Annotated in this window: 25 protein-coding genes; 10 read left to right on the plus strand and 15 right to left on the minus strand. The window is 61.9% G+C overall.

The annotated features are described in order from the left end of the window. The 4 genes from glpR to HMPREF3009_RS10865 form a co-directional block, all read right to left on the minus strand. Positions 1-1,251, minus strand: coding sequence for a divisome protein SepX/GlpR (gene glpR / locus HMPREF3009_RS10850; RefSeq protein WP_070681889.1), 1,251 nt, complete (start codon positions 1,249-1,251; stop codon positions 1-3). A 193-nt stretch (positions 1,252-1,444) separates the two neighbouring features. Next, positions 1,445-2,161: a GNAT family N-acetyltransferase gene (locus HMPREF3009_RS10855; protein WP_083295504.1), complete on the minus strand. Its 717-nt coding sequence runs from the start codon at positions 2,159-2,161 to the stop codon at positions 1,445-1,447. Between the two features lie 17 nt (positions 2,162-2,178). Further along, positions 2,179-3,471 carry a molybdotransferase-like divisome protein Glp gene (gene glp, locus HMPREF3009_RS10860; protein ID WP_070510397.1) on the minus strand — a complete coding sequence of 431 codons (1,293 nt, stop codon included), beginning with the start codon at positions 3,469-3,471 and terminating at the stop codon, positions 2,179-2,181. Between the two features lie 88 nt (positions 3,472-3,559). Continuing rightward, positions 3,560-4,489: a UTP--glucose-1-phosphate uridylyltransferase gene (locus tag HMPREF3009_RS10865; protein WP_046646956.1), complete on the minus strand. Its 930-nt coding sequence runs from the start codon at positions 4,487-4,489 to the stop codon at positions 3,560-3,562. A gap of 70 nt (positions 4,490-4,559) precedes the next feature. On the opposite strand from HMPREF3009_RS10865, the gene HMPREF3009_RS10870 reads away from it, so the two are divergent. The 3 genes from HMPREF3009_RS10870 (at position 4,560) to mscL (ending at position 6,640) form a co-directional block, all read left to right on the plus strand. Beyond that, positions 4,560-5,126 carry a 5-formyltetrahydrofolate cyclo-ligase gene (locus tag HMPREF3009_RS10870; protein ID WP_070545579.1) on the plus strand — a complete coding sequence of 189 codons (567 nt, stop codon included), beginning with the start codon at positions 4,560-4,562 and terminating at the stop codon, positions 5,124-5,126. Positions 5,127-5,194: 68 nt separating this feature from the next. Further along, on the plus strand, positions 5,195-5,839 hold the full coding sequence (locus HMPREF3009_RS10875) for an SAF domain-containing protein (protein ID WP_070510403.1): 645 nt from the start codon (positions 5,195-5,197) through the stop codon (positions 5,837-5,839). Between the two features lie 372 nt (positions 5,840-6,211). Next, on the plus strand, positions 6,212-6,640 hold the full coding sequence (mscL, locus tag HMPREF3009_RS10880; protein ID WP_070681892.1) for a large conductance mechanosensitive channel protein MscL: 429 nt from the start codon (positions 6,212-6,214) through the stop codon (positions 6,638-6,640). Positions 6,641-6,731: 91 nt separating this feature from the next. Here mscL and HMPREF3009_RS10885 read toward each other — a convergent pair whose 3' ends face one another. The 7 genes from HMPREF3009_RS10885 to HMPREF3009_RS10915 form a co-directional block, all read right to left on the minus strand. After that, positions 6,732-6,998 (minus strand): hypothetical protein, encoded by a 267-nt coding sequence (locus HMPREF3009_RS10885; protein WP_070681895.1) that lies wholly within the window; start codon positions 6,996-6,998, stop codon positions 6,732-6,734. Then, on the minus strand, positions 6,998-7,591 hold the full coding sequence (locus HMPREF3009_RS10890) for a MogA/MoaB family molybdenum cofactor biosynthesis protein (RefSeq protein WP_046646961.1): 594 nt from the start codon (positions 7,589-7,591) through the stop codon (positions 6,998-7,000). Before HMPREF3009_RS10890 ends, HMPREF3009_RS10885 begins: the two co-directional genes overlap by 1 nt. A gap of 110 nt (positions 7,592-7,701) precedes the next feature. Further along, entirely contained in the window at positions 7,702-9,240 is a 1,539-nt protein-coding gene (locus HMPREF3009_RS10895; protein WP_369816121.1) for a S1C family serine protease, read from the minus strand. Positions 9,241-9,351: 111 nt separating this feature from the next. Then, positions 9,352-10,962, minus strand: coding sequence for a HAMP domain-containing sensor histidine kinase (locus tag HMPREF3009_RS10900; RefSeq protein ID WP_070510410.1), 1,611 nt, complete (start codon positions 10,960-10,962; stop codon positions 9,352-9,354). Further along, positions 10,959-11,657: a response regulator transcription factor gene (locus HMPREF3009_RS10905; protein ID WP_070681898.1), complete on the minus strand. Its 699-nt coding sequence runs from the start codon at positions 11,655-11,657 to the stop codon at positions 10,959-10,961. Before HMPREF3009_RS10905 ends, HMPREF3009_RS10900 begins: the two co-directional genes overlap by 4 nt. A 266-nt stretch (positions 11,658-11,923) precedes the next feature. Beyond that, positions 11,924-12,097, minus strand: coding sequence for a 50S ribosomal protein L32 (gene rpmF, locus HMPREF3009_RS10910; protein ID WP_010187615.1), 174 nt, complete (start codon positions 12,095-12,097; stop codon positions 11,924-11,926). A gap of 15 nt (positions 12,098-12,112) precedes the next feature. Beyond that, positions 12,113-12,382 carry a type B 50S ribosomal protein L31 gene (locus tag HMPREF3009_RS10915; protein ID WP_005530151.1) on the minus strand — a complete coding sequence of 90 codons (270 nt, stop codon included), beginning with the start codon at positions 12,380-12,382 and terminating at the stop codon, positions 12,113-12,115. A gap of 499 nt (positions 12,383-12,881) precedes the next feature. Between HMPREF3009_RS10915 and rpmB the strand changes: the two genes are divergently transcribed. The 6 genes from rpmB to HMPREF3009_RS10945 all read left to right on the plus strand — a co-directional run bounded on the left by rpmB (position 12,882) and on the right by HMPREF3009_RS10945 (position 15,682). Further along, on the plus strand, positions 12,882-13,118 hold the full coding sequence (rpmB, locus tag HMPREF3009_RS10920) for a 50S ribosomal protein L28 (RefSeq protein WP_010187623.1): 237 nt from the start codon (positions 12,882-12,884) through the stop codon (positions 13,116-13,118). A gap of 2 nt (positions 13,119-13,120) precedes the next feature. After that, positions 13,121-13,285 carry a 50S ribosomal protein L33 gene (rpmG, locus tag HMPREF3009_RS10925; protein ID WP_010187624.1) on the plus strand — a complete coding sequence of 55 codons (165 nt, stop codon included), beginning with the start codon at positions 13,121-13,123 and terminating at the stop codon, positions 13,283-13,285. A 3-nt stretch (positions 13,286-13,288) separates the two neighbouring features. Further along, complete coding sequence (rpsN, locus tag HMPREF3009_RS10930) at positions 13,289-13,594, plus strand: 30S ribosomal protein S14 (RefSeq protein WP_070681901.1); 306 nt, start codon at positions 13,289-13,291, stop codon at positions 13,592-13,594. A 15-nt stretch (positions 13,595-13,609) separates the two neighbouring features. Next, on the plus strand, positions 13,610-13,864 hold the full coding sequence (rpsR, locus tag HMPREF3009_RS10935; protein WP_010187626.1) for a 30S ribosomal protein S18: 255 nt from the start codon (positions 13,610-13,612) through the stop codon (positions 13,862-13,864). 218 nt (positions 13,865-14,082) lie between these two features. Then, positions 14,083-14,865, plus strand: coding sequence for a hypothetical protein (locus HMPREF3009_RS10940; protein ID WP_070510412.1), 783 nt, complete (start codon positions 14,083-14,085; stop codon positions 14,863-14,865). Between the two features lie 100 nt (positions 14,866-14,965). Continuing rightward, positions 14,966-15,682: a TetR/AcrR family transcriptional regulator gene (locus HMPREF3009_RS10945; protein ID WP_070510413.1), complete on the plus strand. Its 717-nt coding sequence runs from the start codon at positions 14,966-14,968 to the stop codon at positions 15,680-15,682. Here the strand turns inward: HMPREF3009_RS10945 and HMPREF3009_RS10950 are convergent. Together HMPREF3009_RS10950 and HMPREF3009_RS10955 are read right to left on the minus strand one after the other, a co-directional pair. Continuing rightward, on the minus strand, positions 15,679-16,359 hold the full coding sequence (locus tag HMPREF3009_RS10950) for a hypothetical protein (protein ID WP_046646970.1): 681 nt from the start codon (positions 16,357-16,359) through the stop codon (positions 15,679-15,681). The two genes, HMPREF3009_RS10945 and HMPREF3009_RS10950, sit on opposite strands and share 4 nt — an antisense overlap. Positions 16,360-16,496: 137 nt before the next feature. Next, entirely contained in the window at positions 16,497-17,744 is a 1,248-nt protein-coding gene (locus HMPREF3009_RS10955; RefSeq protein WP_070681904.1) for a serine/threonine protein kinase, read from the minus strand. A gap of 144 nt (positions 17,745-17,888) precedes the next feature. Between HMPREF3009_RS10955 and HMPREF3009_RS10960 the strand changes: the two genes are divergently transcribed. After that, the gene (locus tag HMPREF3009_RS10960; protein WP_049154189.1) at positions 17,889-18,536 is read left to right on the plus strand and encodes a hypothetical protein; all 648 of its coding nucleotides are present in this window, start codon (positions 17,889-17,891) and stop codon (positions 18,534-18,536) included. Positions 18,537-18,542: 6 nt separating this feature from the next. On the opposite strand, the gene HMPREF3009_RS10965 is transcribed toward HMPREF3009_RS10960, so the two are convergent. Both HMPREF3009_RS10965 and HMPREF3009_RS10970 read right to left on the minus strand, forming a co-directional pair. Then, positions 18,543-19,409 (minus strand): hypothetical protein, encoded by an 867-nt coding sequence (locus HMPREF3009_RS10965; RefSeq protein ID WP_070681906.1) that lies wholly within the window; start codon positions 19,407-19,409, stop codon positions 18,543-18,545. Between the two features lie 14 nt (positions 19,410-19,423). Further along, complete coding sequence (locus HMPREF3009_RS10970; protein ID WP_046646974.1) at positions 19,424-20,305, minus strand: hypothetical protein; 882 nt, start codon at positions 20,303-20,305, stop codon at positions 19,424-19,426. Between the last annotated feature and the right edge of the window lie 35 nt (positions 20,306-20,340).

The raw sequence follows: 20,340 nt of genomic DNA on the forward strand, positions 1-20,340 counted from the left end.
TTAACCAACTCGGCGGGCTGCTAGGTCATCGCGGCGCTGGCGCGAAGAGGGATGGGGACCGTCGAAGCCATCGTCGCTATCGCCCTCCGAGTAGACGGGCAGGTAGTCAAAGTCCGGGCTTTCATCATCGATTTCCAGGATGAGTGCGCCCGGGCGGCGCAAGTTGGGTGGCAGCGACTCGGCAGGGTTCTCCGCATTACGCACACCCAAACGAGCGCGGCGCAGGTGGTAGACGCGTCGGCGCAGCAGCTCCCGCTCGCGGCGCACCTGGGCGCGCAGTGCCACCAGGTAGACCATGGTCATAACGCCGGCAATACCCGCCAGCCACCACGTCCAGCTCCCGACAACAATACCCAGGCAAACCGTGGCCACCACTGCTACCGCCAAGCCGATGAGCGTGCGCTGGCGGCGCTGATAACGCGTGGCGGAGGCTTCCTTTTCCTTCACCGGATCCCAGCCACCGCGGCCCAGGCGGCGCTGGGCGAAGGCCAGTTCCTCGGCGGACAGCTCGGTATCGCTTCCGCTCACATCCTCGTCCTCAGTCTCAGCAGCAACAAGGTCCCCGCCCTGCGGGACTGCGTCCGAGCCTTCCTCTGTGTCTTCGGCATCAGCGCTCTCCGCTTCAACCGCTGCTTCGTCGGAGTTGCTCACATCAGACGCAGCCGGTGCTTCCTCCACCGCGTCGATGGCACCCGGATACATCAGATCAACCGGCGAGGTATAGGTCTCATCGAAGTCATAGGCATCCTCGGCCACGCCGGCGTTGGCAGGAGCCGTGAATACCTCGGCAGCATCCGCCTCAACGTTCTCAGCCTCCTGCTCCGACCCATGATCATCCTCGGCAGCGTCGTCGGAATCGTCCTCGAGCTCGAAGTCCGTCTCGGCGTCCTCAGCTTCTACGACTTCGCCATCAATCGTGTCCGCCACTACGGATTCGGCAGCGCTCTTTCCTTCGCCATCGCCCTGGAGCGACTCCGCGGTATCAGCAACCCCCTCGGCCTCAACCAGCTCATACTCGGCTTCCTCATCGCTGGCCTCCGCTGCTGCCGGGGCGTGCGGGCGGATGTCCTCCTTGCCCAGGCGCGGTTTACGGCGGCCCGGCACGGAGCCGGAATCTCCTTCGAAGAGCACGCGGGTCTCTTCAAAGGCCTCACCTGTGTGGCTCATCGGACGCTGCGAGCGCAAAAGCAACGGAGCGAGGATGAAGAGCCACAGCACGATTACGAGAATGATCGGCACGGCAGTCATCATGTGGCTGAGTCCCACTTTCAGGGGTCGACGAAAAAAGGGAATATAACTAGGCCCCTACTCTAGCTGCCCAACCCCGCCCCGTGGGCACCAACGAACCCCTAAATTACAAGGTTGTTACTCAAGTGAAAGCAGAGGTAGTTGACCTAAACAATCTCCCAACCCATCACCGGCTTAGCAACAGCTAAGCCACCTGCTACGCCCCCGCGATTCGTCCCGCCGCACGGAGGCGCTCCACCGCCCCAGAGGCAAAATCCTCGCGATTAAGAGCCAAAAAGTGATGGTCCCGCCACGCGCCGTCGATATGCAGGTTGCGGCGCAGGAACCCTTCATCGCGGAACCCGTTGCTGTGCAGCACCTTGCCTGAAGCGGGGTTCTCCGGCAGATAGGTCGCCGTCACACGATGCAGCCCCACACGATAAAAGGCATGGTCCACGCCAAGAGCACAGGCAGCAGTAGCCACGCCCGCACCGTGCACCGCGGAATGCACCCAATAGCCAATCCAGCATTCGCTGACCCCTCCATGCTGGATATTTCCTAAGGTCAATTGCCCACAGAAGTGGCCATCAACCTCAATGACCAGCGGCACCACTGTCCCGGCCCGGGCCGAGTCACGCAGAAACATCAGGTGATTCCACCAAGCCGACTGGGAGTGCGCCGCATCCCACTCCGTCGGCAGCGTCGGCTCCACCGGTTTGAGGAAATCCCTATCCTCGATGCGCTGCCGTCGCCACGCCGCACCGTCCCTCCGCAACAGCGGGCGCAAACGTAGCGTCGCCCCGCGCGGGAAGACACGAGACTCCCGCAGCCGTACCGCGGGTGTAGCTTCTGGCCAGCCCGGATGATCGGGGTTGACCCCACCGGTGGCGGGAGTAGAAAAGCGCCCCGCGGCGGTACCAAAAGGATCAAGCATGACGTGTGTGCCGGCGGCTAGCTGCGCTGGGTCAGGAACAGGACGTCCACCACGTCCCCGGGACGGATCTCTGTCACTTCCTCCGGAATGCGGATCATCGCGTTCGCTTCCGAGAGCCCTGCGAGCAGGTGCGCCGGCGCACCCGCCGCACCGCCCAGTCCTTCCACCAGATAGTCGGAGGTTTCGGCATCCCGCATGAGCCGGGCGCGGATGTAGCCGCGGCGTCCCGGGCGGGATTCCATGTGGTTGAGCACACGTGCGCGCACCACGCGACGTTGGCCGCTGCGCTTGCCTAGCGAGAGACGGATCAGCGGGCGCACAAAGACCTCGAAGATAACCAGCGCGGACACCGGGTTCGAGGGCAGCAGGAAGGTCGGGATGCGCTCCTCCCCCAACAGGCCGAAGCCCTGGACCGATCCCGGGTGCATGGCTACGCGTGAGGTATCCACATCTCCCAACTCATCAAGGACCTCGCGGATTTCTTCCGAACCCGCGCCACCCACGGCGCCGGAGATCACCAGCACCTCGCTGCGCGCCAGGTAGGTTTCCAAAGCCTCGCGCACGCGACGCGGCTCGCCGGCGGCGATGCCGACGCGGTGCACGTCCGCGCCCGCCTCCTTCGCGGCCGCTGCAAGCGAATAAGAGTTCACGTCGAAGACTTGACCTAGGCCGGGCTCGCGGTCGACGTCGACAAGCTCCTTGCCAAAGGACACGATGGTCACGCGCGGGCGGGGGTACGCCAGCACCTTCGAGCGCCCCACCGCCGCGAGCAGGCCAATTTGTGCTGGACCCAAGATGGTACCGGAGGACACGGCAACATCCCCGGGCTGAATATCATCGCCCACGCGGCGCACGAAGTCCCCCGAGCGCACCGGACGGTGCGAGGTCACGCGCTTGCGGCCGCGATCGGTCCATTCGAGGGGAAGGACGGCGTCGGCGAGCGTCGGCAACGGCGCGCCCGTGTACACGCGCACCGCTTGCTTGGGCTGCAAACGCAAAGGCTGGCGCGACCCTGCAGGAACCTCCCCCACTACAGGCAGGGAACGCTCAATCTCCGTCTCCGTGGCGGGTGCATCCGCATCCTCAACGTCGTGGCGGGAGCGTGCCTTGAGGGCCTTTTCTCCCCCAACGTCCACGGCGCGCACGGCATAGCCATCAATGGCTGCTTGCGGAAACCCCGGGAGCGGCTGGTTTGCCTGCACCTCCTCCGCGCACTTGAGACCTAGGGCATTCGCGATGGCGATGCGTACCGGCTCGGGAGTCATCGCTGCATCAAGAATGAACGCCATCTGGTCATCGACCGAACGCATGTACCGCCTGCCTTTACTCTGGGGTATGTGGGGCCTAAAGGGATGGAAGTTACTGGAGTAGAGCTTAGCGCGCTAGGCGTGCGAAGGCTTAGCCCTTCAGCCCCTTTTCTTCTTCGTAGTCCTCCACAATCTTCTTGATCGCCTTGTAGAGTGCAGGACCGTACTTCTCATCACGCAGACCAAAGTCAACGTTGGCCGGGATGTACCCACCCGGGTTGCCCAGGTCATGGCGCTTACCCTGGTGGACTACGACGTGAACGGGGTGGCCTTCCTTGATAAGGAGCTCGATGGCATCGGTCAGCTGCAGCTCCCCGCCCTTTCCTGGCTTGATGCGGCGAAGGGCATCAAAAATCTTCCTGTCGAGCAAGTAGCGCCCAGTGGCCACGAGGTTCGAAGGCGCATCGTCCGGATCCGGCTTCTCCACCATGCCCACGACCTTCTTCACGCCCGGCGCGTTGGTGTCCTCAACGTCGAAGACGCCGTAGTTATAGGTCTCCTCGCGCGATACCTCGAAGGCGCACAGCACGCTGCCGCCCAGGGCGGCGCGAACCCGGGCCATCTCGCCCATGACGGTGGCCGGCAGGACAATGTCATCCGGCAGCATGACGGCGAAGAATTCTTCGTCATCCTCCAACACGGATTCCGCCAAGCCCACCGCGTGGCCCAGGCCCAGCGGTTTTTCCTGCTCCACGGAAATCGGGTGGATCAACTGAGCAGCACGCTTGACCTTGGCCACTTGCTCGTCTTTGCCGCGGGCGTCGAGGGTCTCGACGAGATCGGGGAACTCATCAAAGTGCCGCATCACTTCCTGCTTGTTCGGCGCGGTAATCACCGCAAGGCGCTGGGCGCCCACGGACGCGGCCTCTTCCGCAATGAGTTCAATACCCGGCGTATCAACGACGGGGAGCAGCTCCTTCGGTACGGTCTTGGTGGCGGGCAAGAAGCGGGTGCCCATGCCAGCAGCGGGAACAACGACCGTAGCGATCCCGGTGTGGGAATCCTCGTGTGCAATAGCCATAAGTTCCACTTTACAATGCGCCCTTCCCGCTCCCGTGCTGCGCTACGCCGTCCCGCTATGATTGACAACCATGACGACCTCCCCCAAGGACGCCTTAAGATCCTCACTCCTTAACGCGCGGCACGAGCGCAGCGCCGAGCAGCGCGCTGATGACAACGCCGCGTGGTGCGCCGGTGTGGGTGAATTACTCACTCCTGCGATGCGTGTTGCCGCCTACCATCCCCTGGGCACAGAGCCGGGTGGCCCCGACTTCGTGGAGACCGTGTCCACACTCTGCAAGGAGGTCTACCTTCCCATTTCAGGCAAAAACGGTGAGCTCTTGTGGACGCTGTATGGCGGGCCGGAGGCCATGCGCCCGGGGGTATTAGGGATTGCAGAGCCCGACGGGCAGCGCCATAGCAGCGAAATCCTGGCGCACCTCGACCTCATCTTGGCGCCCGCGATGGCGGTGAGCGAGTCAGGCATGCGCCTCGGGAAAGGCGCCGGCTACTACGACCGCGCACTCACCCCGCTTCCCACTGGGAACCCGCCCGTCGTCGCTCTCGTCCACTCCAGCGAGGTCCGGGACGTCCCCTTCGAGGGACACGACCGTCCCGTCGATGGCATCCTCACCGAGCGCGGGATGCGCTGGCTTTAATCGGCCCCTTCTCAGATTCCATGCCGCCGCCTGGGAACCGTGCGGGTCGGAGCACAGTCTAAGAAGGTATGGACTTTCTTCACGTTCTGCGCACCCCCGGGCATCGCCGCAGCGTTCTCCTGCGCCGCGTAACGGCCGCAGTCTTGCTCGTGGCCGCGGCGGCAAGCGCGCTCGCTTCTACCCGCGAGCAGCCGCGCGTGGTGGTCATGGCCCGGGACGTCGCCGCCGGGGAGACGCTGGCGCTTGGCGATGTCTCCGTGGCCCGCGTCCCCTCCTCCGCTCTCCCCGCCACGGCGTTGGGGAGCAACCCGGAAGATGCGGTGGGGCGGGTTCTAGTGGCGGCGGCCAGCGCCGGCGAAATACTCACTACCACCCGGCTGCTCAGTTCGGATCTCATCGCGGACTTCGGGATGGAAGACGGCCACCTTATCCCGCTCACGCTCGCCGAGCCAGACGTTGCCCGCAACCTCCATCACGGCGATACGGTCAATATTGTCGGTGCCCTCGACGGTGGTGACGACGCTTCCCTCCCCGCCCGCGGCTCAACGATTGCCCGTGGCGCACGCGTCGTGTCGGTGGGTGCCGGCGGAGAGGATGCCCGCACGCACACACTCCTCGTTGCGCTACCAGCCGAAGCAGCCGAAGCTGTGGCAGCCGCGTCACTGGCACAACCGCTCACGGTTGTCATTGTGGGCGACCGCGCCCACAGTTAGTCAGCTCTGTGAGAATCGCCGCGTTTACCCCAAAAGGTCGTCATGGAATGTTGCCACGACACGCAAATGCTGCCTACTATATGTCCATCCACCCAGGCGCTATAGCTTGTGCGTCAATCCTGCCCCATAACTTGGTGGCAACACATGCCTTGAGCGCTCGACAGTGGTCTTCTCTACTCCAGTAATTCCCCCGCTTCTTGTTTAGTAAGCGCTCCTACTTTTCAAGCCAAGATGACCTCTCTACCCAGCCCCTGCTGGCACAACTCCTACTGGGCATCATCCATTTGAACACCACGAGGGCGCTCACCACGCGGCCTGCAGTGCAGGCGCGAGAACGAAAAGCACATACATTGCAGAAAAGGACACATTTCCATGCTCAAGGGCTTTAAAGATTTCATCCTGCGCGGCAACGTCATCGAGTTGGCCGTAGCAGTCATCATCGGTGCCGCCTTCACCGCGATCGTTACCTCCATCACCGATCACATCATCCAGCCGCTGATTAACTCCCTCGGCTCCCCAGACTTTGGCGGCTTGGGCTTCGCAATTACCGATAGCCCGGAGACCTTCCTGGACTTCGGTGCAGTCATCACCGCCCTTATCAACTTCCTCATCGTTGCCGCTGTCATCTACTTCGTCATCGTTGCTCCGATCAACGCCGTCACCGAGCGCGCAAAGCGCCGCCAGGGCGTTGACCCGGAGGAACCGGCTCCGACCACCGAGCAGCTGCTCGGCGAGATCCGCGACCTGCTCGCTGCTGAAAACGGTGGCACCACCACCAACAAGCCTGGCTCCAACATCTAAGCCAGAAGCCCCAAGCCTAAAAATCCCGCAGAACCGGCATTTCGCCGGAGTTCTGCGGGATTTTCTTTTGCCTTCACACGCTGCTCACGCACTACTGCGTGGTGCCAAAATGCGGCGGCATGTTCTCGCGGTAGAAGGCCTCCCCCGTGGCCTCGTCCTCGCTGTCACCACCGGGGCCGCCTGCGTCCGCATCAAAGCTCACGGTGCGCAGCTCATCGGCCCCTGCGACGGAAGAAGAGCCAGCGGCCCCAGACATTGGCCCGTGAGGAACATCAAAACTGCGATCGTAATTCTCGGCCGTCGACGGACGCTTCACGCGACGGCGCGCACGCGGGGTACGCGGTGTGGAATCAGCCATTAGACGCTGGACTTCTGCAGCTGATCAACGAGGTGGTGCACCAAGGGGGTCAGCGTAGCCATGCCATCACGTACCGCCGCGCGGGAAGACGCGACGTTGACAATCACCGTTGAACCAGACACTCCCGAAATGCCGCGGGATGTGCACGCATCCACCGCACCGCATGCTTGGCCGGACGAGCGCAGGGCCTGCGCCACGCCAGGCACCATTTGGTCCAGCACCGCGCGAGTCGCCTCTGGGGTCTTATCGCGCGGGCCAACGCCCGTGCCACCAATCGTGAGAACCAAGTCAACGCCCCCAACCACGCCGGTTTCAATCGCCTGCCGGATCTTGGACTTCTTGGAACGAACGATTACTGCGCCGTCGACGGTGAAATCAGCTTCAGCCAACAGTTCGCCCGCCAAGCGCGACGTGTCCTGCGCTGCATCATCTGGGTGGTCGGTAACGATGACGACGAGCGCGCGGCGCGGTGCTTGAACGCTTTGTTCTTGTTCGCTCGCGATAAGGAAGGCATCATCTGGTTCGGTGACATCATCGAGTTCGCGTGAGGCATCGCGCCCCAGCAACTCAGTTGCGTCGGTGTTTTCTGCCACGGAGGTTCTCCTTAAAGGTAGGGACGGAATCTTCCGGTAGTGGTTTCTTCACAAGGTCTCAGGGTGCGGTATTCGTGCGGCGCTCACGCACCGCCCAAGTATTTGTTAACTTACTCGCTTGCCAGCGTTACCTCTACCTTTCTCACATCTTCGCTGTCTCGACTCCGTACCTCCAAGGTCACGGTCGCGCCGAACTCCTGGGAACGGGTTGCCGCGATGAGGGCATCAGAGCTTTCAATAAGCCGATCGTTGACGCGGGTGACCACGTCACCAGACTTGAGCCCTGCCTTATCGGCTGGGCTATCACGTTCTACATCGACGATCTCCGCACCAAGGGTGTCGCTTTGCGCGCGGACCTTAACACCCAAGGTTGGGTGTTTGACCTTGCCATTGTTGATGAGCTCATCGACCATCCGCTTGGCAAAGTTCGAGGGAATAGCGAATCCCAGACCGATGGAACCGCCCTCGGAATTCGAACCACCCGACAGCGAGGCAATCATCGAGTTCATGCCAATGATGTTGCCTTCCATGTCCACCAAGGGGCCACCGGAGTTGCCTGGGTTGACGGCGGCGTCGGTCTGGATGGCGTCGATCAGCGAGGACTCCCCACCTTCCTGCGAAGCACGGACGGGACGGTTCTTCGCCGAGACAATTCCGGAAGTCACCGTAGCGTTGAGTCCCAACGGGGAACCTACGGCAACGACCTCTTGCCCCACCGCGGCTGCGTCCGAATCACCGAACTGTAGGAAGGGAAGATCGTTAACGTCATCGATCTTGATGACAGCAACGTCCGTGGTCGCATCCGAGGCCACAAACGTGGCGCTGTGGCGCGAACCATCATTCATGGTCACTTCCAAGCGCCCGCCTTGATCCGCGCCGGCGACGACGTGGTGATTGGTCAACACGTAGCCGTCCGGGGAAATAATCGAGCCCGAGCCCTCGGCACCGCCGGAGCGGGTAATGGAGTAAATGGATACCACTGCTGGAAGTACCTTCGATGCCACGTCCTCGACGGAGCCGTCGGCGGGCTCTTTACCGGTGCTGTTGGCCACCGGCTGGCGCTCCAGAACCTCATTGACCGTCGAGGTGGAGGACTTGTCTTTGCCCACCGTTCCGACCACCGCGCCGGTAACACCGACGGCAGCGATGGCGGCTACGAGCATCATGGACACCAGGCCGACCTTGCGCTTGGTCTTAGGCTCATCGCTCGGTTCCACGACCCGTACGCCTGATCCCTCTTGGCCCCCGAAGAACTGGTTCTGATCACCAGCATGCGCCGCAGTGTAGCGCTGACCGGCATAAGGCTGTATTCCCTCCTGCGAGTGCTGCCCTGCCGATGGCTGCTGTGCTGCCAAACGCTGCTGATTTTGTTGACCGAATCCATAATTCGAACCGCCATACGGCGCCTGCGCCCCGTAAGGTGCCTGGGAAGGCTGGTTGCCAAAAGACGAAGGCTGGGCTCCCTGCCCCGCCTGGCTTCCGTAGGGCGACTGTCCGCCTTGCCTCGGTGTATCCGACCGCGGCTGGTTCCAGCCATTCGATCCGCTTCCCGCAGAAGGTACCTCGCGTCGCTGCTGTGGCTGTCCCCGTCCGTCAGAGTTCTGCGGGCTGTCCATGGGATTATCCATGCTCGAATTCCTCATATTCATGTCAGGTAGTGTGCACCACCGCGCTGGCGCGCATCTGTTACTAGTCTGCCAGTGTGCTACGAGAAGCTGGGCGTTTCCTGTGCGCCTTGAGCTGGGGTGATCCCCGACACACTAGCCCTGATTGAACCACCGCTCCGCAAAGATATGGCCGCGGTCGTTGTGCTCCTTCGGTTGGCCCACCACGGGGTCTTGTAACTGCCCCGCTGACTGCTGCTCAGCGGAGAGTTCGGACTGGAAATCGGAGGGCAAGTCTTCCAGCCCGTCCACCAATGCATCACCTTCGGTGGGGTGCCCTGGCAGGATAACCTCCATGCGTGTTCCGCTGTCGGCGGAATCCTTGATGGTGATCTCTCCGTTGTGCCTCTCCACCACAGATCTCACGATTGCTAGGCCCAATCCGGATCCCGGCATGGCACGGGCTTCAGCAGAACGGTAGAAGCGCTCAAATACCTTATCCCGTTCCTCCGGAGCGATGCCGGGGCCGGAATCGTCAACGCGCAGGCGCACCTTGTCAGGAGCGATTTGCCGCATGGACACGCGCACGGTCCCCGTCGGCGGGGACCACTTCGCAGCATTGTCCATGAGGTTGAGGGTGGCGCGGCCCAGGGCAAAAGGATCGCCGTCGATCATCCACGGGATAAACCGCACGCGGAAGTCCACGTCAGGACGGCGGCGCTTGGCGCGGTTGAGCGAATGCTCCAACACTTCGTGCAGTTCAACGGGCTCCGGTTCCTTCTCAGTAGCGTCTTCACGCGCTAGGTCCACGAGGTCACCGATCAGCGTGGCCAATTCAGACATTTGCGCCATCACGTCATCTTCGAGGTCACGCCGGTCTTCCTCACTGATGCCGAACCCACCACCGGACTTGTTGAGCATCATGAGAAGCTCAATGTTCGTCCGCATGGACGTCAGTGGGGTTTTAAGTTCGTGGCCGGCATCAGCCACGAACTGCGATTGTTGCACGCGCGCGTGCTGCAGGGCGGAAAGCATTCGGTTAAAGGACACAGTAAGTTGTGCCATTTCATCGTTGCCCTCCACGGCAATCGGCCGCAGGTCATTGGTCTGCGTCACGTAATCGGCAGCCCGCTTGAGGCGAGCGATCGGCTCCATGCCGGTCTTGGACACCACCATTCCTGCGAAGACGGAAAGCAGCACGCCAAAGGCCACGATGATCAGCAGCGCGGAGCCCACCGCGGACACGATCTCCTCAGTGGAACCAAGGTCTTTGGCCAGGACTACCGTGGCACCACCTTCCTGATATTTGGCCAGCACGCGCTCACCACCCAGGGTGCGAATGGAGCTTTCCATGGTGTCCCCGTCCGGTTTAAAGTCCCCACCCACCGGCAAGGCATCACCATAGGAAAAGGTGGCTGCTGGCGGAGAGATAGAGACCTTCGTCGAAGGGTTGTAGAGCTTAAAAGAGGCGATCTCCTGATCGATATTCTCCACGAATCGAGGATCCTGCGCCTGCTCCATCAGCACATCCGCTTGCTGCATGATTTGCTTATCGACGCTCGCCGTCATCGACGCCGCAACCAACCAGTAGGTCACCAACGTCATCACTGCCACCGAGACAGCGACAACGACACCGGTAACCAAAGAAAGGCGCCACCGAAGCGGCGCCCGCGAAGCCCAGCCGCGACGACCTGACAGGCCCAACCACGCCGTGGAATCTAGGTCTTCAGAAGGCACCGCGTCGGGCGCGGGCCTCCGCAAAATCACGCGATAGCCTCCCTCATGACATAGCCGACGCCACGCACAGTGTGGATAAGACGCGGCTCGCCATCTTCTTCGGTCTTCTTACGCAGGTAGCCGATGTACACCTCGAGAGCGTTTCCGGAGGTGGGGAAATCATAGCCCCATACTTCTTCCAAGATGGTGTTGCGGGAGAGCACCTTGCGAGGGTTCTCCATGAGCAGGCGCAACAAGGCGAATTCGGTGCGAGTCAGTGAAATCTGACGGTCACCACGGGTGACTTCGCGCGTATCGGCATCGAGCTTGAGGTCCTCAAAACTCAGCTGGGTTTCAACGGGCTGCTGCTTGCTGATCGACTCCGCAGCAGCACGACGGACCAGGGAACGAACACGAGCCAAAAGCTCTTCAAGAGCGAAAGGCTTGGGCAGGTAATCGTCGGCACCCGCATCGAGCCCTGCAACGCGGTCAGACACGCCATCACGAGCCGTGAGCACGAGGATTGGACGGTCCCAACCCTCACTGCCCAAGGTTCGGCAGACTTCCAAGCCGTCCATGTTCGGCATCATCACATCGAGGATGAGCAGTCCTGGGTTCTCCCTGTGGACCATCTCGACAGCCTCTACGCCATCGGCGGCCAACATTACGTCGTAGCCATTAAACTTCAAGGAGCGGCGAAGCGATTCGCGTACGGCCTGCTCGTCATCCACGACAAGAATCTTCATGTTTCCAATTATGTCCTATCTAAGGCGCATTCACGAAGTGGGCCTAGTTCTTTCGCCCCCTTAAATCACCCCTTAAGATTTTATTCACCCCACTACCCGTGGCATCAGCGAACGCCCAGACAAGAAAGGCACCGCAGCCAAGCACTGCAGCCTCGAGAATGAGTCACTGCAGCGGGCAACTAGGCCAACACAAATGCCCCGAGGGATTCACTCAGAAAGGGTGAATCCCTCGGGGCAGAATTCGCAGCCTTGAGGCTTAGAAAGCCTTAGAACTGCTCCACGTCGACCAGGCCGAGCTTGGCGGCCTTCACCAGACGGCGCGGGATGCGCACGGTCTGGCCGTCGATGGTGACTTCCTGGAGGGCGACGTTGTCAGCCTTCCACTGGGAACGGCGAGAGTGGGTGTTCGCGCGGGACTTCTTAAACTTAGGAGTTGCCATCTTTTCCTATCCTCCTTACGCGTTCTTCTTCTTGCGGCGAGCCATTGCACCGAAGCGCTGGTTGAACTTCTCAACGCGGCCAGCGGTATCCATAACGCGCTGGGCACCGGTCCAGAACGGGTGGGACTCAGCGGTGACGTCAACGACGATGAGCGGGTACTCGTTGCCGTCTTCCCACTCAACGGTGCGATCGGAGGTAGCGGTGGACTTGGTCAGGAAGGAGTGGCCGGTACCGGCATCCTTGAAGACCACCGGGTGGTAATCCGGGTGGATATCTTTCTTCATATGTCGATTCCCTCAGGGTTGAACTACGGGTCGGTTCCTTCCGCAACACATCTCCGGCGTGGAAGGAAGTGTGAAAGGATCGTGCCCGAGTTGGGTCTCTATACTTACAAACTGTGCGGCTCGTGCCGACAACTTGACATATCCTACAGGCCACCAGCATTAAAACCGAAATCGCTCCGGCCGCCACCGCCGCGCTCCGACGGACAAAATCCACAACCACGCCCCTCACCTGCCCCTTCGGCAGGAACGCGCCATAGATCAGGTATAGATCAGAGGTATCCACGCCGGCCCGCATGCCGGCGGTGATTAGGTTCTGCAGGCTGTGGCATGTAAGATTTCCCCTTGCTGTTGTCAAAGTAATCGTTTTACGCCCCCATCAACTGGTGTTCAACGGATTAAGCCTCCTGCTCAACCTCACTTTTTCGAGCGCCGCGCCTCACCGCGGAAATAGGCCTCCGTTAGTCGCTTTCGATGTGGGCGGCTAGGAGAAAGAAGACCCATGTCGGCTATTTGCCAGGTAACGGGCCGCAAGCCGGAATTCGGCAAGCAGGTCTCGCACTCGCACCGCCGCACCTCGCGCCGTTGGAACCCCAACGTGCAGCGTCGTCGGTACTACCTGCCCTCTGAGGGCCGTACCATCACCCTGACCGTTTCCACCAAGGGCATGAAGATCATCGACCGCGATGGCATCGAGTCCGTCGTGGCTAAGATTCGCGCACGTGGGGAGAAGATCTAAAGATGGCACGTAATGACATCCGTCCAATCATCAAACTGAAGTCCACTGCGGGCACCGGTTACACCTACGTGACCCGTAAGAACAAGCGCAACAACCCGGATCGCATCACCTTGAAGAAGTTCGATCCGATCGTCCGCAAGCACGTCGAATTCCGCGAGGAGCGATAATTTATGGCTAAGAAGTCAAAGATCGCCAAGAACGAGCAGCGCAAGGAAATCGTCGCCCGCTACGCGGAGCGTCGCGCTGAGCTCAAGGCAATCATTAAGAACCCGAACCCCCCGGACGAAGAGCGCCTCGAGGCGCAGTTCGAGCTGAACCGTCAGCCGCGCGACGCCGCCCGCGTCCGCGTCCGTAACCGCGACTCCGCTGATGGACGTCCGCGCGGTTACCTCCGCAAGTTCGGTCTGTCCCGTGTCCGTATGCGCGGCATGGCTCACCGTGGTGAGCTGCCGGGCGTTCGCAAGTCCAGCTGGTAAAGGGGTACCCATACAATGGCTGTCAAGCGTAATAACCACAAGAAGTTCCGTATGGAGCAGACCCGCCGCCCGAAGAAGAACCCGCTCAAGGCCGAGGGCATTGAGAAGGTTGACTACAAGGAGATCAAGACCCTGCGTCTGTTCATCTCCGACCGCGGCAAGATCCGCTCCCGTCGCGTCACCGGTCTGACCCCGCAGCAGCAGCGTCAGGTTGCTACTGCCGTCAAGAACGCACGCGAAATGGCTCTCCTGCCGTTCACGTCCCGCTAAACACTAGCTGGTTTCAACAGCGCACTTTTGCCGCTGTACTCGTGACTCACTAGGACAGGACAAAAGAGCTTTCAGGCCGCCGCCTCCTTCCCCACCTCGGGGCAGGTAGGCGGCGGTCGTCGTTTTCGCGGTTAGGGCAGTTGCTCTGCCGCCCCGCAAATTCCCAGTGCTACATTGAAGAGCTAGAAAGCCCCTGACGGAAAGGCAACTAACACCTGATGCCGCTGCACGAATCCCTTACCGATCTCAGCGAACTAGCCGCCCACTGCCACTCCCCCGCCCATGCGCGTGGACTATTGGAAGAAGCCCAGGACCTTCTGCGCAATGCCACCGCCCACCGGGCTGACGGGGTCGAGCTTGCGGCGTGGTTTTCCCGCGTGGTCACCGATATTGTTCGCTCCCCAGGCCTTGCTAGCCCTGTGCGGCTGACAGGCGCTGCCGCCCGCGGGGATCTTCTCCCCTCACTTCCCATCACCTGGCTGGGCGCCGACGAGCAGCTGGAGCAAGTCATCATCGAGGCCGGATTGCCCTGCGGCGCAGTCGCGGAATGCGCCTCAACTCGCGCTGACGCCGGCCTGCCGCTGGGCACCGGCGGCGAGGAGGAACTCTATGCCGAGGCTGTATCGCAGCGGCCAGCGCCCCTCAAGCTCGTGGACGGGCTGCCGGACCGCTCCGCCGAGGTGTCCATTCGCCGTTCCCTACTCGCCCCCGTTTCGGCCATAGCCCGCTGGGCAGCGCCGGCTCCTCGACCCACCCCTGACCGCCTTGCCATTGGCGTGGAACGCGAATTGCTCACCGCGGCCGAGGCAGAAGGCCTGAGCCTGGCGTGGGGCACGGGCATCGCGCTGGAATTGGGGCGGTGGTACGAGGGCGTCGATAAGCACAGCATTATTCTCGAAGACCTTCCGCCATTGGACCGCACCGCCTACGGCTCGGCGTGCCGCACAGTCTCCGCTGCCGTCGAATCCATCATGATCCGGCACGGTAATGTGGTTAGCTGAAGTCAAAGCTACGCTTTGACGAACGCCGTTCGCGGCGGGGTGTACGATTACTGACTTGCCGTCAGTTATTACGTGAATTTTATCGAAGGGAGTCCGCCTCATGGCAGGTAGCGTTGGCAGGCCAAGGAAGAATAGCCCACGCCGCCGGGGAAACACCGCGCGCGAGGAAATCCTGGATGCCTCATCCGAGCTCTTCACCACCCAGGGCTTTGCGACAACCTCGACGCACCAGATCGCCGATGCCGTCGGTATCCGGCAGGCATCGCTGTACTATCACTTCCCTTCCAAGACGGATATCTTCCTCACGCTGCTGAATTCCACCATCGAGCCCTCACTCGAGCTGGCGGAGGAGCTCGCGGCCTCGGATGCAGCGCCGGCGCAGCGCCTGTGGTCCCTGGTGGCCGCGGAGTCCCGCCTGCTCTTGACTTCGGCGTGGAACGTGGGCCGCCTGTACCAGCTTCCGGTGGCTAACTCCCCGGAGTTCGGCGAGTACCACGAGCAGCGTGATCGCCTCAAGGATCACTTCCGCACGGCCGCCGCTGGCATTGTTGGTGATGATGACCCGCGCGTGGAGCTTCCTTTCCACATCGCGCTTTCCGTCATTGAGATGCGCCCCAACGATGGCACCGCGCCTTTCGACGCCTCGCAGCGCGTGCCGGAGCAATCCGCCATGCTTGCCGACGCCGCCCTAGCAGTCCTCGGCACCACCCCTCCCGACAACGCCGAAGCCACTACCTTGGAACTGCTGAAGAACCGCAACGACTCCATCTCGGCAGCCGCCGCTGCCGCAGCCGACCGCAAGAAGACGGCGCGCTAACGACCGTGCCGGATGGCGTAATGCGCCAAGAAGGTCTTATACGGTTTATAGGCCTTTTCGCCGTCCGCCCGAAGACTGTCCACGAGGCGATCCATCTTGTGGTTGGTTTTCTTTTCGGTCCAGTCCAGAGCCTCAGCAATCTCGCGCACCGAGGGAATATCGGCATCAGTTGAGCCCGGCTTCTTGAGGTAGCTGGCTAGCTGGCAAAGCAGCTCCTCCTGCTCATCGTTGGGCACATGGCGGGTGCGGGTGCGCTCCTCATCGAGGTCCTGCTCGCGCTTAGTCCGACGCGAGTAGTTGCTGTTTTCGACATCGATGTAAAGCTCGTAGGGGCATTCCGGGGTTTCAAACGTAATTCGTGACGGGCCCGGCGGCACGGCCGCCACCGAGCGCGGGCCGAGATCGATGCGGGAGAAACCCTTAACCCCGCGCAGCTCGATGCGCAGCGGAATGTGGCTGCCTACGTTGCAGATCATCCAGCCTTGACCGCCGTACCACAGTTGGAAAAGCTGACGGTGCAGGGTGAGATCCCCCTCGCCGATCCGGAAGTCACCAGCGCGGCCGACGACTACTTCCTCGCCTGGTGCCATGACCAGTACGCCGCCGATCAGGTCATCGATGCGCAGCCTGGGCCCCCGGGGCGCGTCGTGCGATGGGAGTGGCTGTTGCTGGCTCATGGACACCTCCGTAGGCGGCTGGACAATTCGCGCACATCGCCGTTCGGCTCGGCGATATGCCTCAACAATGCCCTACAGTGTAGCGACTCTCACCACAGTACTGCGGGGACAAGCCGCTTGCCCCAGCTTGTTGGGGACTAGGACACGATGGCCCATGTCACCACGAAAATGAGGATGATGACAACAACGGTGACTGTGATGATCAGAGCGTTCTGATTATCCTTTGTGGCTGGTTTGGCAGCTCTAGGCTCTGCCGCGGCACGCTTGTGAACGGTAGCCCCCGGTACCGCAGGAGTCACCGGCGTGGAGGGAGATACCGTCCCGGGTGAGGCGACAGGGTTAGCGGGAGCTACAAAACCGGTCGGCATAGCCTGCTCGACAGACCCAAAGGAACCGGCAGGTCGCGGCCAGTATTGCGTCGGCTGCCCAGGGGTTTTTGCCTGCCGTGGCTGCGCGGGTTCCGTCGCCTGGTTGGTGGTGGGCTGGGAACGGGAGACGTCGTCAAGCGCGGCAATGAAATCCCGGGCGCGCGCATAGCGTTGCATGGGCACGCTATCCAGCGCCTTGTTCAGGACAGTCTGCACCTGAGTCACCACCCGTGCGGTGTCCTTCGCCAGGAACGTCGTGAAAGCATCACTAGACAAGTCCGGGATGCGCCGCTGCCCTTCCCACTCACTGCGCGGCATCGTGTCCTTGAGGTGATGCAGCGTGAGCATCTCGAATGCAATAAGCGCTAGCGAGTAGTCATCCGCGCGCGCCGACATATCGTCATCGCCGTAGGCATGACCATTATTTTCCGGGGCCAGGTACTTTTCAGTGCCCACGATGTGGCCAACCTTCGTCAGACGGGATTGCCCCTCTTCGATGCTGATCCCGAAATCGCTGAGCACGGCAGGCGGCAGGCTGCCCGGGTTCTTGCGCAACAGGATATTTGCGGGCTTGATATCGCGGTGTACCCACCCGGGGTGTAGCTCGTGGTGCATGTAGTCCAGCGCCGAGGCAATCGGCGTGAGGTAGTAGACCACCTCGGCCACGCTAAACCCCCGGCCTTCCTGCGCGCGTTCCCGGATGGCGTGCGCCAGGGTTCCGCCGTCGATGAACGCCATCATCATGACGTCGTCACCGCGCGGCGTGGACTCCTTGGAATAGAACTGGACCACTCCCGGGTGACTGCCAATCTTGGTCAACGCCTTCATTTCGTTGTTGAAGCGGGCGCGGGAGGCTTCATCGCGGACATCATCCAGCAGCACCTTGACGGCAAGCTCACGAGAAAGATCCGGATCGGTGGCATGGAAGACCTGCCCCATGCCGCCTTCACCCAGCAGGTACACGTTGGTGTACCGCTTCTGCTGGGTCAGCCATTGCACGAAGTAGGAATTAGTCACCGCCCCATTGCACCATATGCACAACCAAGCATGAGGGTGCCATGTCCCATCGCCCCCAAATGGAGGGGACTTCACCGTGGTTCAGTCAGGCATGCGGGAGCCAGTTATGCTACCTGTTGTTCTCTATAGTTTTCCAAGGACCCTATGACCACCCCAGGATTTGGCACTAACCCCTACGAGCACACGAGCCCTGTGCACGGCGGGCCTCAGCAGACCCAGCCCGACCAGCGCAACCTCGTTCCGATCATCTGCGCGATCGCCATCCTTATCGCACTCCTGATTTCCGGTGCCGTGATCTGGAATCACGTCCGCTCCACCGGCCAGGAAACCCCCAGTACCGCCGAATCCTCGGAGCAAGCGCAATCCTCCGCGGAAGAAACCGCACCAGAAGACGACGAAGAAGAGGACACGGAAGGCGCGCCGAGCGAGGAAGCACCAGAGACCTCAGCCAGCCCTGGAGCTGCTGACGTCCCAGAGGGCCTAACCGCGGCCGGCTGGTCCGACTACCCGGAGGCGCGTTGCCAGCAGGGCGAGGACATGGTCTTCGCCGCCGCAGGTTCCGATCCGGTTTCGCACATCGTTATCTGCGAAAAGCAGGACTCGCTCTTCTACCGCGGCGTGTGGTCTAACGGTGCCGCTTTCGGACCGGCCCGGGGTGAGGGCAGCTCCTATACCGCCTCCATCCTCGACCCCACCAGCGGCGAGGACACCGGTTCCGTACTCACCATCCGCGGCACGGACTATGACATCGATGGCGAGGCCGGGACCTTCGAGGATTACTGGCCGCGCTAGGGGTCCTTAGACCGCGCCTTGCTGACAACCTGCATCGGGCCATTCCACCTCGGCGGCGGCGAGTTGCTTGACTAGGCGCGTGAGCATCTGTTGGGCTTCTCCGTAGTCCCCGGATTCGGCCTTGGCATAGATGGCCACCGCCACCGTGTGCCCGCCCAGTGAGACAAGCCCCATCTGGCGGGCTTCATAGGCCCCGTCCTCGGCTGGACCCCAGCCGCCCTTCATGACTGATCCTTCGAGGGTGCCCAGCCCATACTGCTGTGCGGGATCGGGCTGTCCCATGGCTGCCAGAACGGGGTCAGTGCCCTGCTGACATCCCAGGGCGGCGACAAACTCTGCTTGCTCGGCTACCGGCCACTGCGTTTGGCCAAATGCACTAAAGCCGGGGCGCGGTGGCGTGGCGGGGACAGTAGCCGTGCCGATGATCTCCTGGGTTGCCTGCGCGGCGTGCTCTCCCCCGCCGAGTGCCTCCCAGAGGGAATCGGCCGCGGCATTATCGGAAAAGGTAATCGCCCGCGACACGGTCTCCGGATCGGCCACGCCGGCGCGCTCGGCGGCAATGGCCAGCGGCACCTTCGCTGTGGACCATGCGGACTGCGGGTCTGTGATGCCTGCTGCGGCGACGGTATCTGCGCCGGCCACCGCGATTCCGGTCCCCGGGTTGTCGGCAGCGATGGCTTCGAGGGCTTCGTGGATGTCGGAGGCCTCAATCACGGGTGGCTCCTTTTCGGGGGTGGACTCAGGCAGGGTGGGCTGGGGGCTGCTCGCTGCCGTGGGTTGCTCCGGCGCGGAGACATCGCCGATGGTGCAGGCGCTTAGCGACGCCACCGCAATCCCCGCGATCACCACTCGTGCTGCTGCATGTTTCATCATTGACCGCCTGCGTATTAGAGGATGTACACAACCGCATTGTTGCCACCTTTGCAGGTGACAAATTCACCGTTATCGGAGCAATCCATTGTGTAGTTCTGCTTGGTGGTTGGGCTGTAGGCCTCAATCGTGGCGTCATACTCATGGGTATCCACCCAGTGCTTGACGTACTCGTCGCGCACTGCGTTGGCGAATGGCTCCGATGTCACCTCAGTGCCGCGGTAGACGCTGTTGAAGTTGCCGCCGGGCTCATTTTTCCGCGCGGCGTCGTTCGCCGGTATCGCCCCCGCAGGCAAATCGGGGTGCTCCGGGCGTTTCTGTGAGGCGGAGCTCGTCGTAGTCTCCTCCGTGGTCTTTTCCGCCTCATCCGCCGCGGAGGCCGTCTCCTGGGTGTCGTCGTTGTCCTCAGTGAGCTGCGCCGCGGTGGTCAGGGGCGCATCAGCCTGAGTTCCCGTGCCGCTATTTTTAAAGAAGATAAGGTAGGCCAGCGCGGCAATGACGAGCAGCACCGCCAAGATCAGCACGGCAATGAGCACATACTTTCCGCCGTTGCCGGAACCACGGTGTGCCGGCGCGCTCTCCGAATAAGCAGTGGAATAAGCAAACGGCTGTTGTTCGTACTGGCCGCCGCCCTGCGGTGCTGACTGGGGCGGGAATTGCTGGGTGGGAAACTGCTGCTGGGCGTAGTTGCCTTGCGCTCCGGAGTGGGCGAAGGGGTTGGAGTAGTTGCGCTCACCTTCCTGCGGGAAGGCCCGAGGGTGCACGGGGCGTTCCTGGGTGGGCGGGGCCTCAAAATCCACAGTGTCCGGGTGAGTTTCCTTGCGGGAAGGCTGTGGCTGGCCACCATTTCCTTGCGGGTGCTGGGAGCCGAATCCATGGTTGCGATCTGAATCAGTCACCGAGGCCTCCGTAGATCTAGACATGTCAAGTGCGC

Origin of the sequence: Corynebacterium sp. HMSC034H07 (assembly GCF_001815175.1) — a bacterium.
GTDB lineage: Bacteria > Actinomycetota > Actinomycetes > Mycobacteriales > Mycobacteriaceae > Corynebacterium > Corynebacterium hiratae.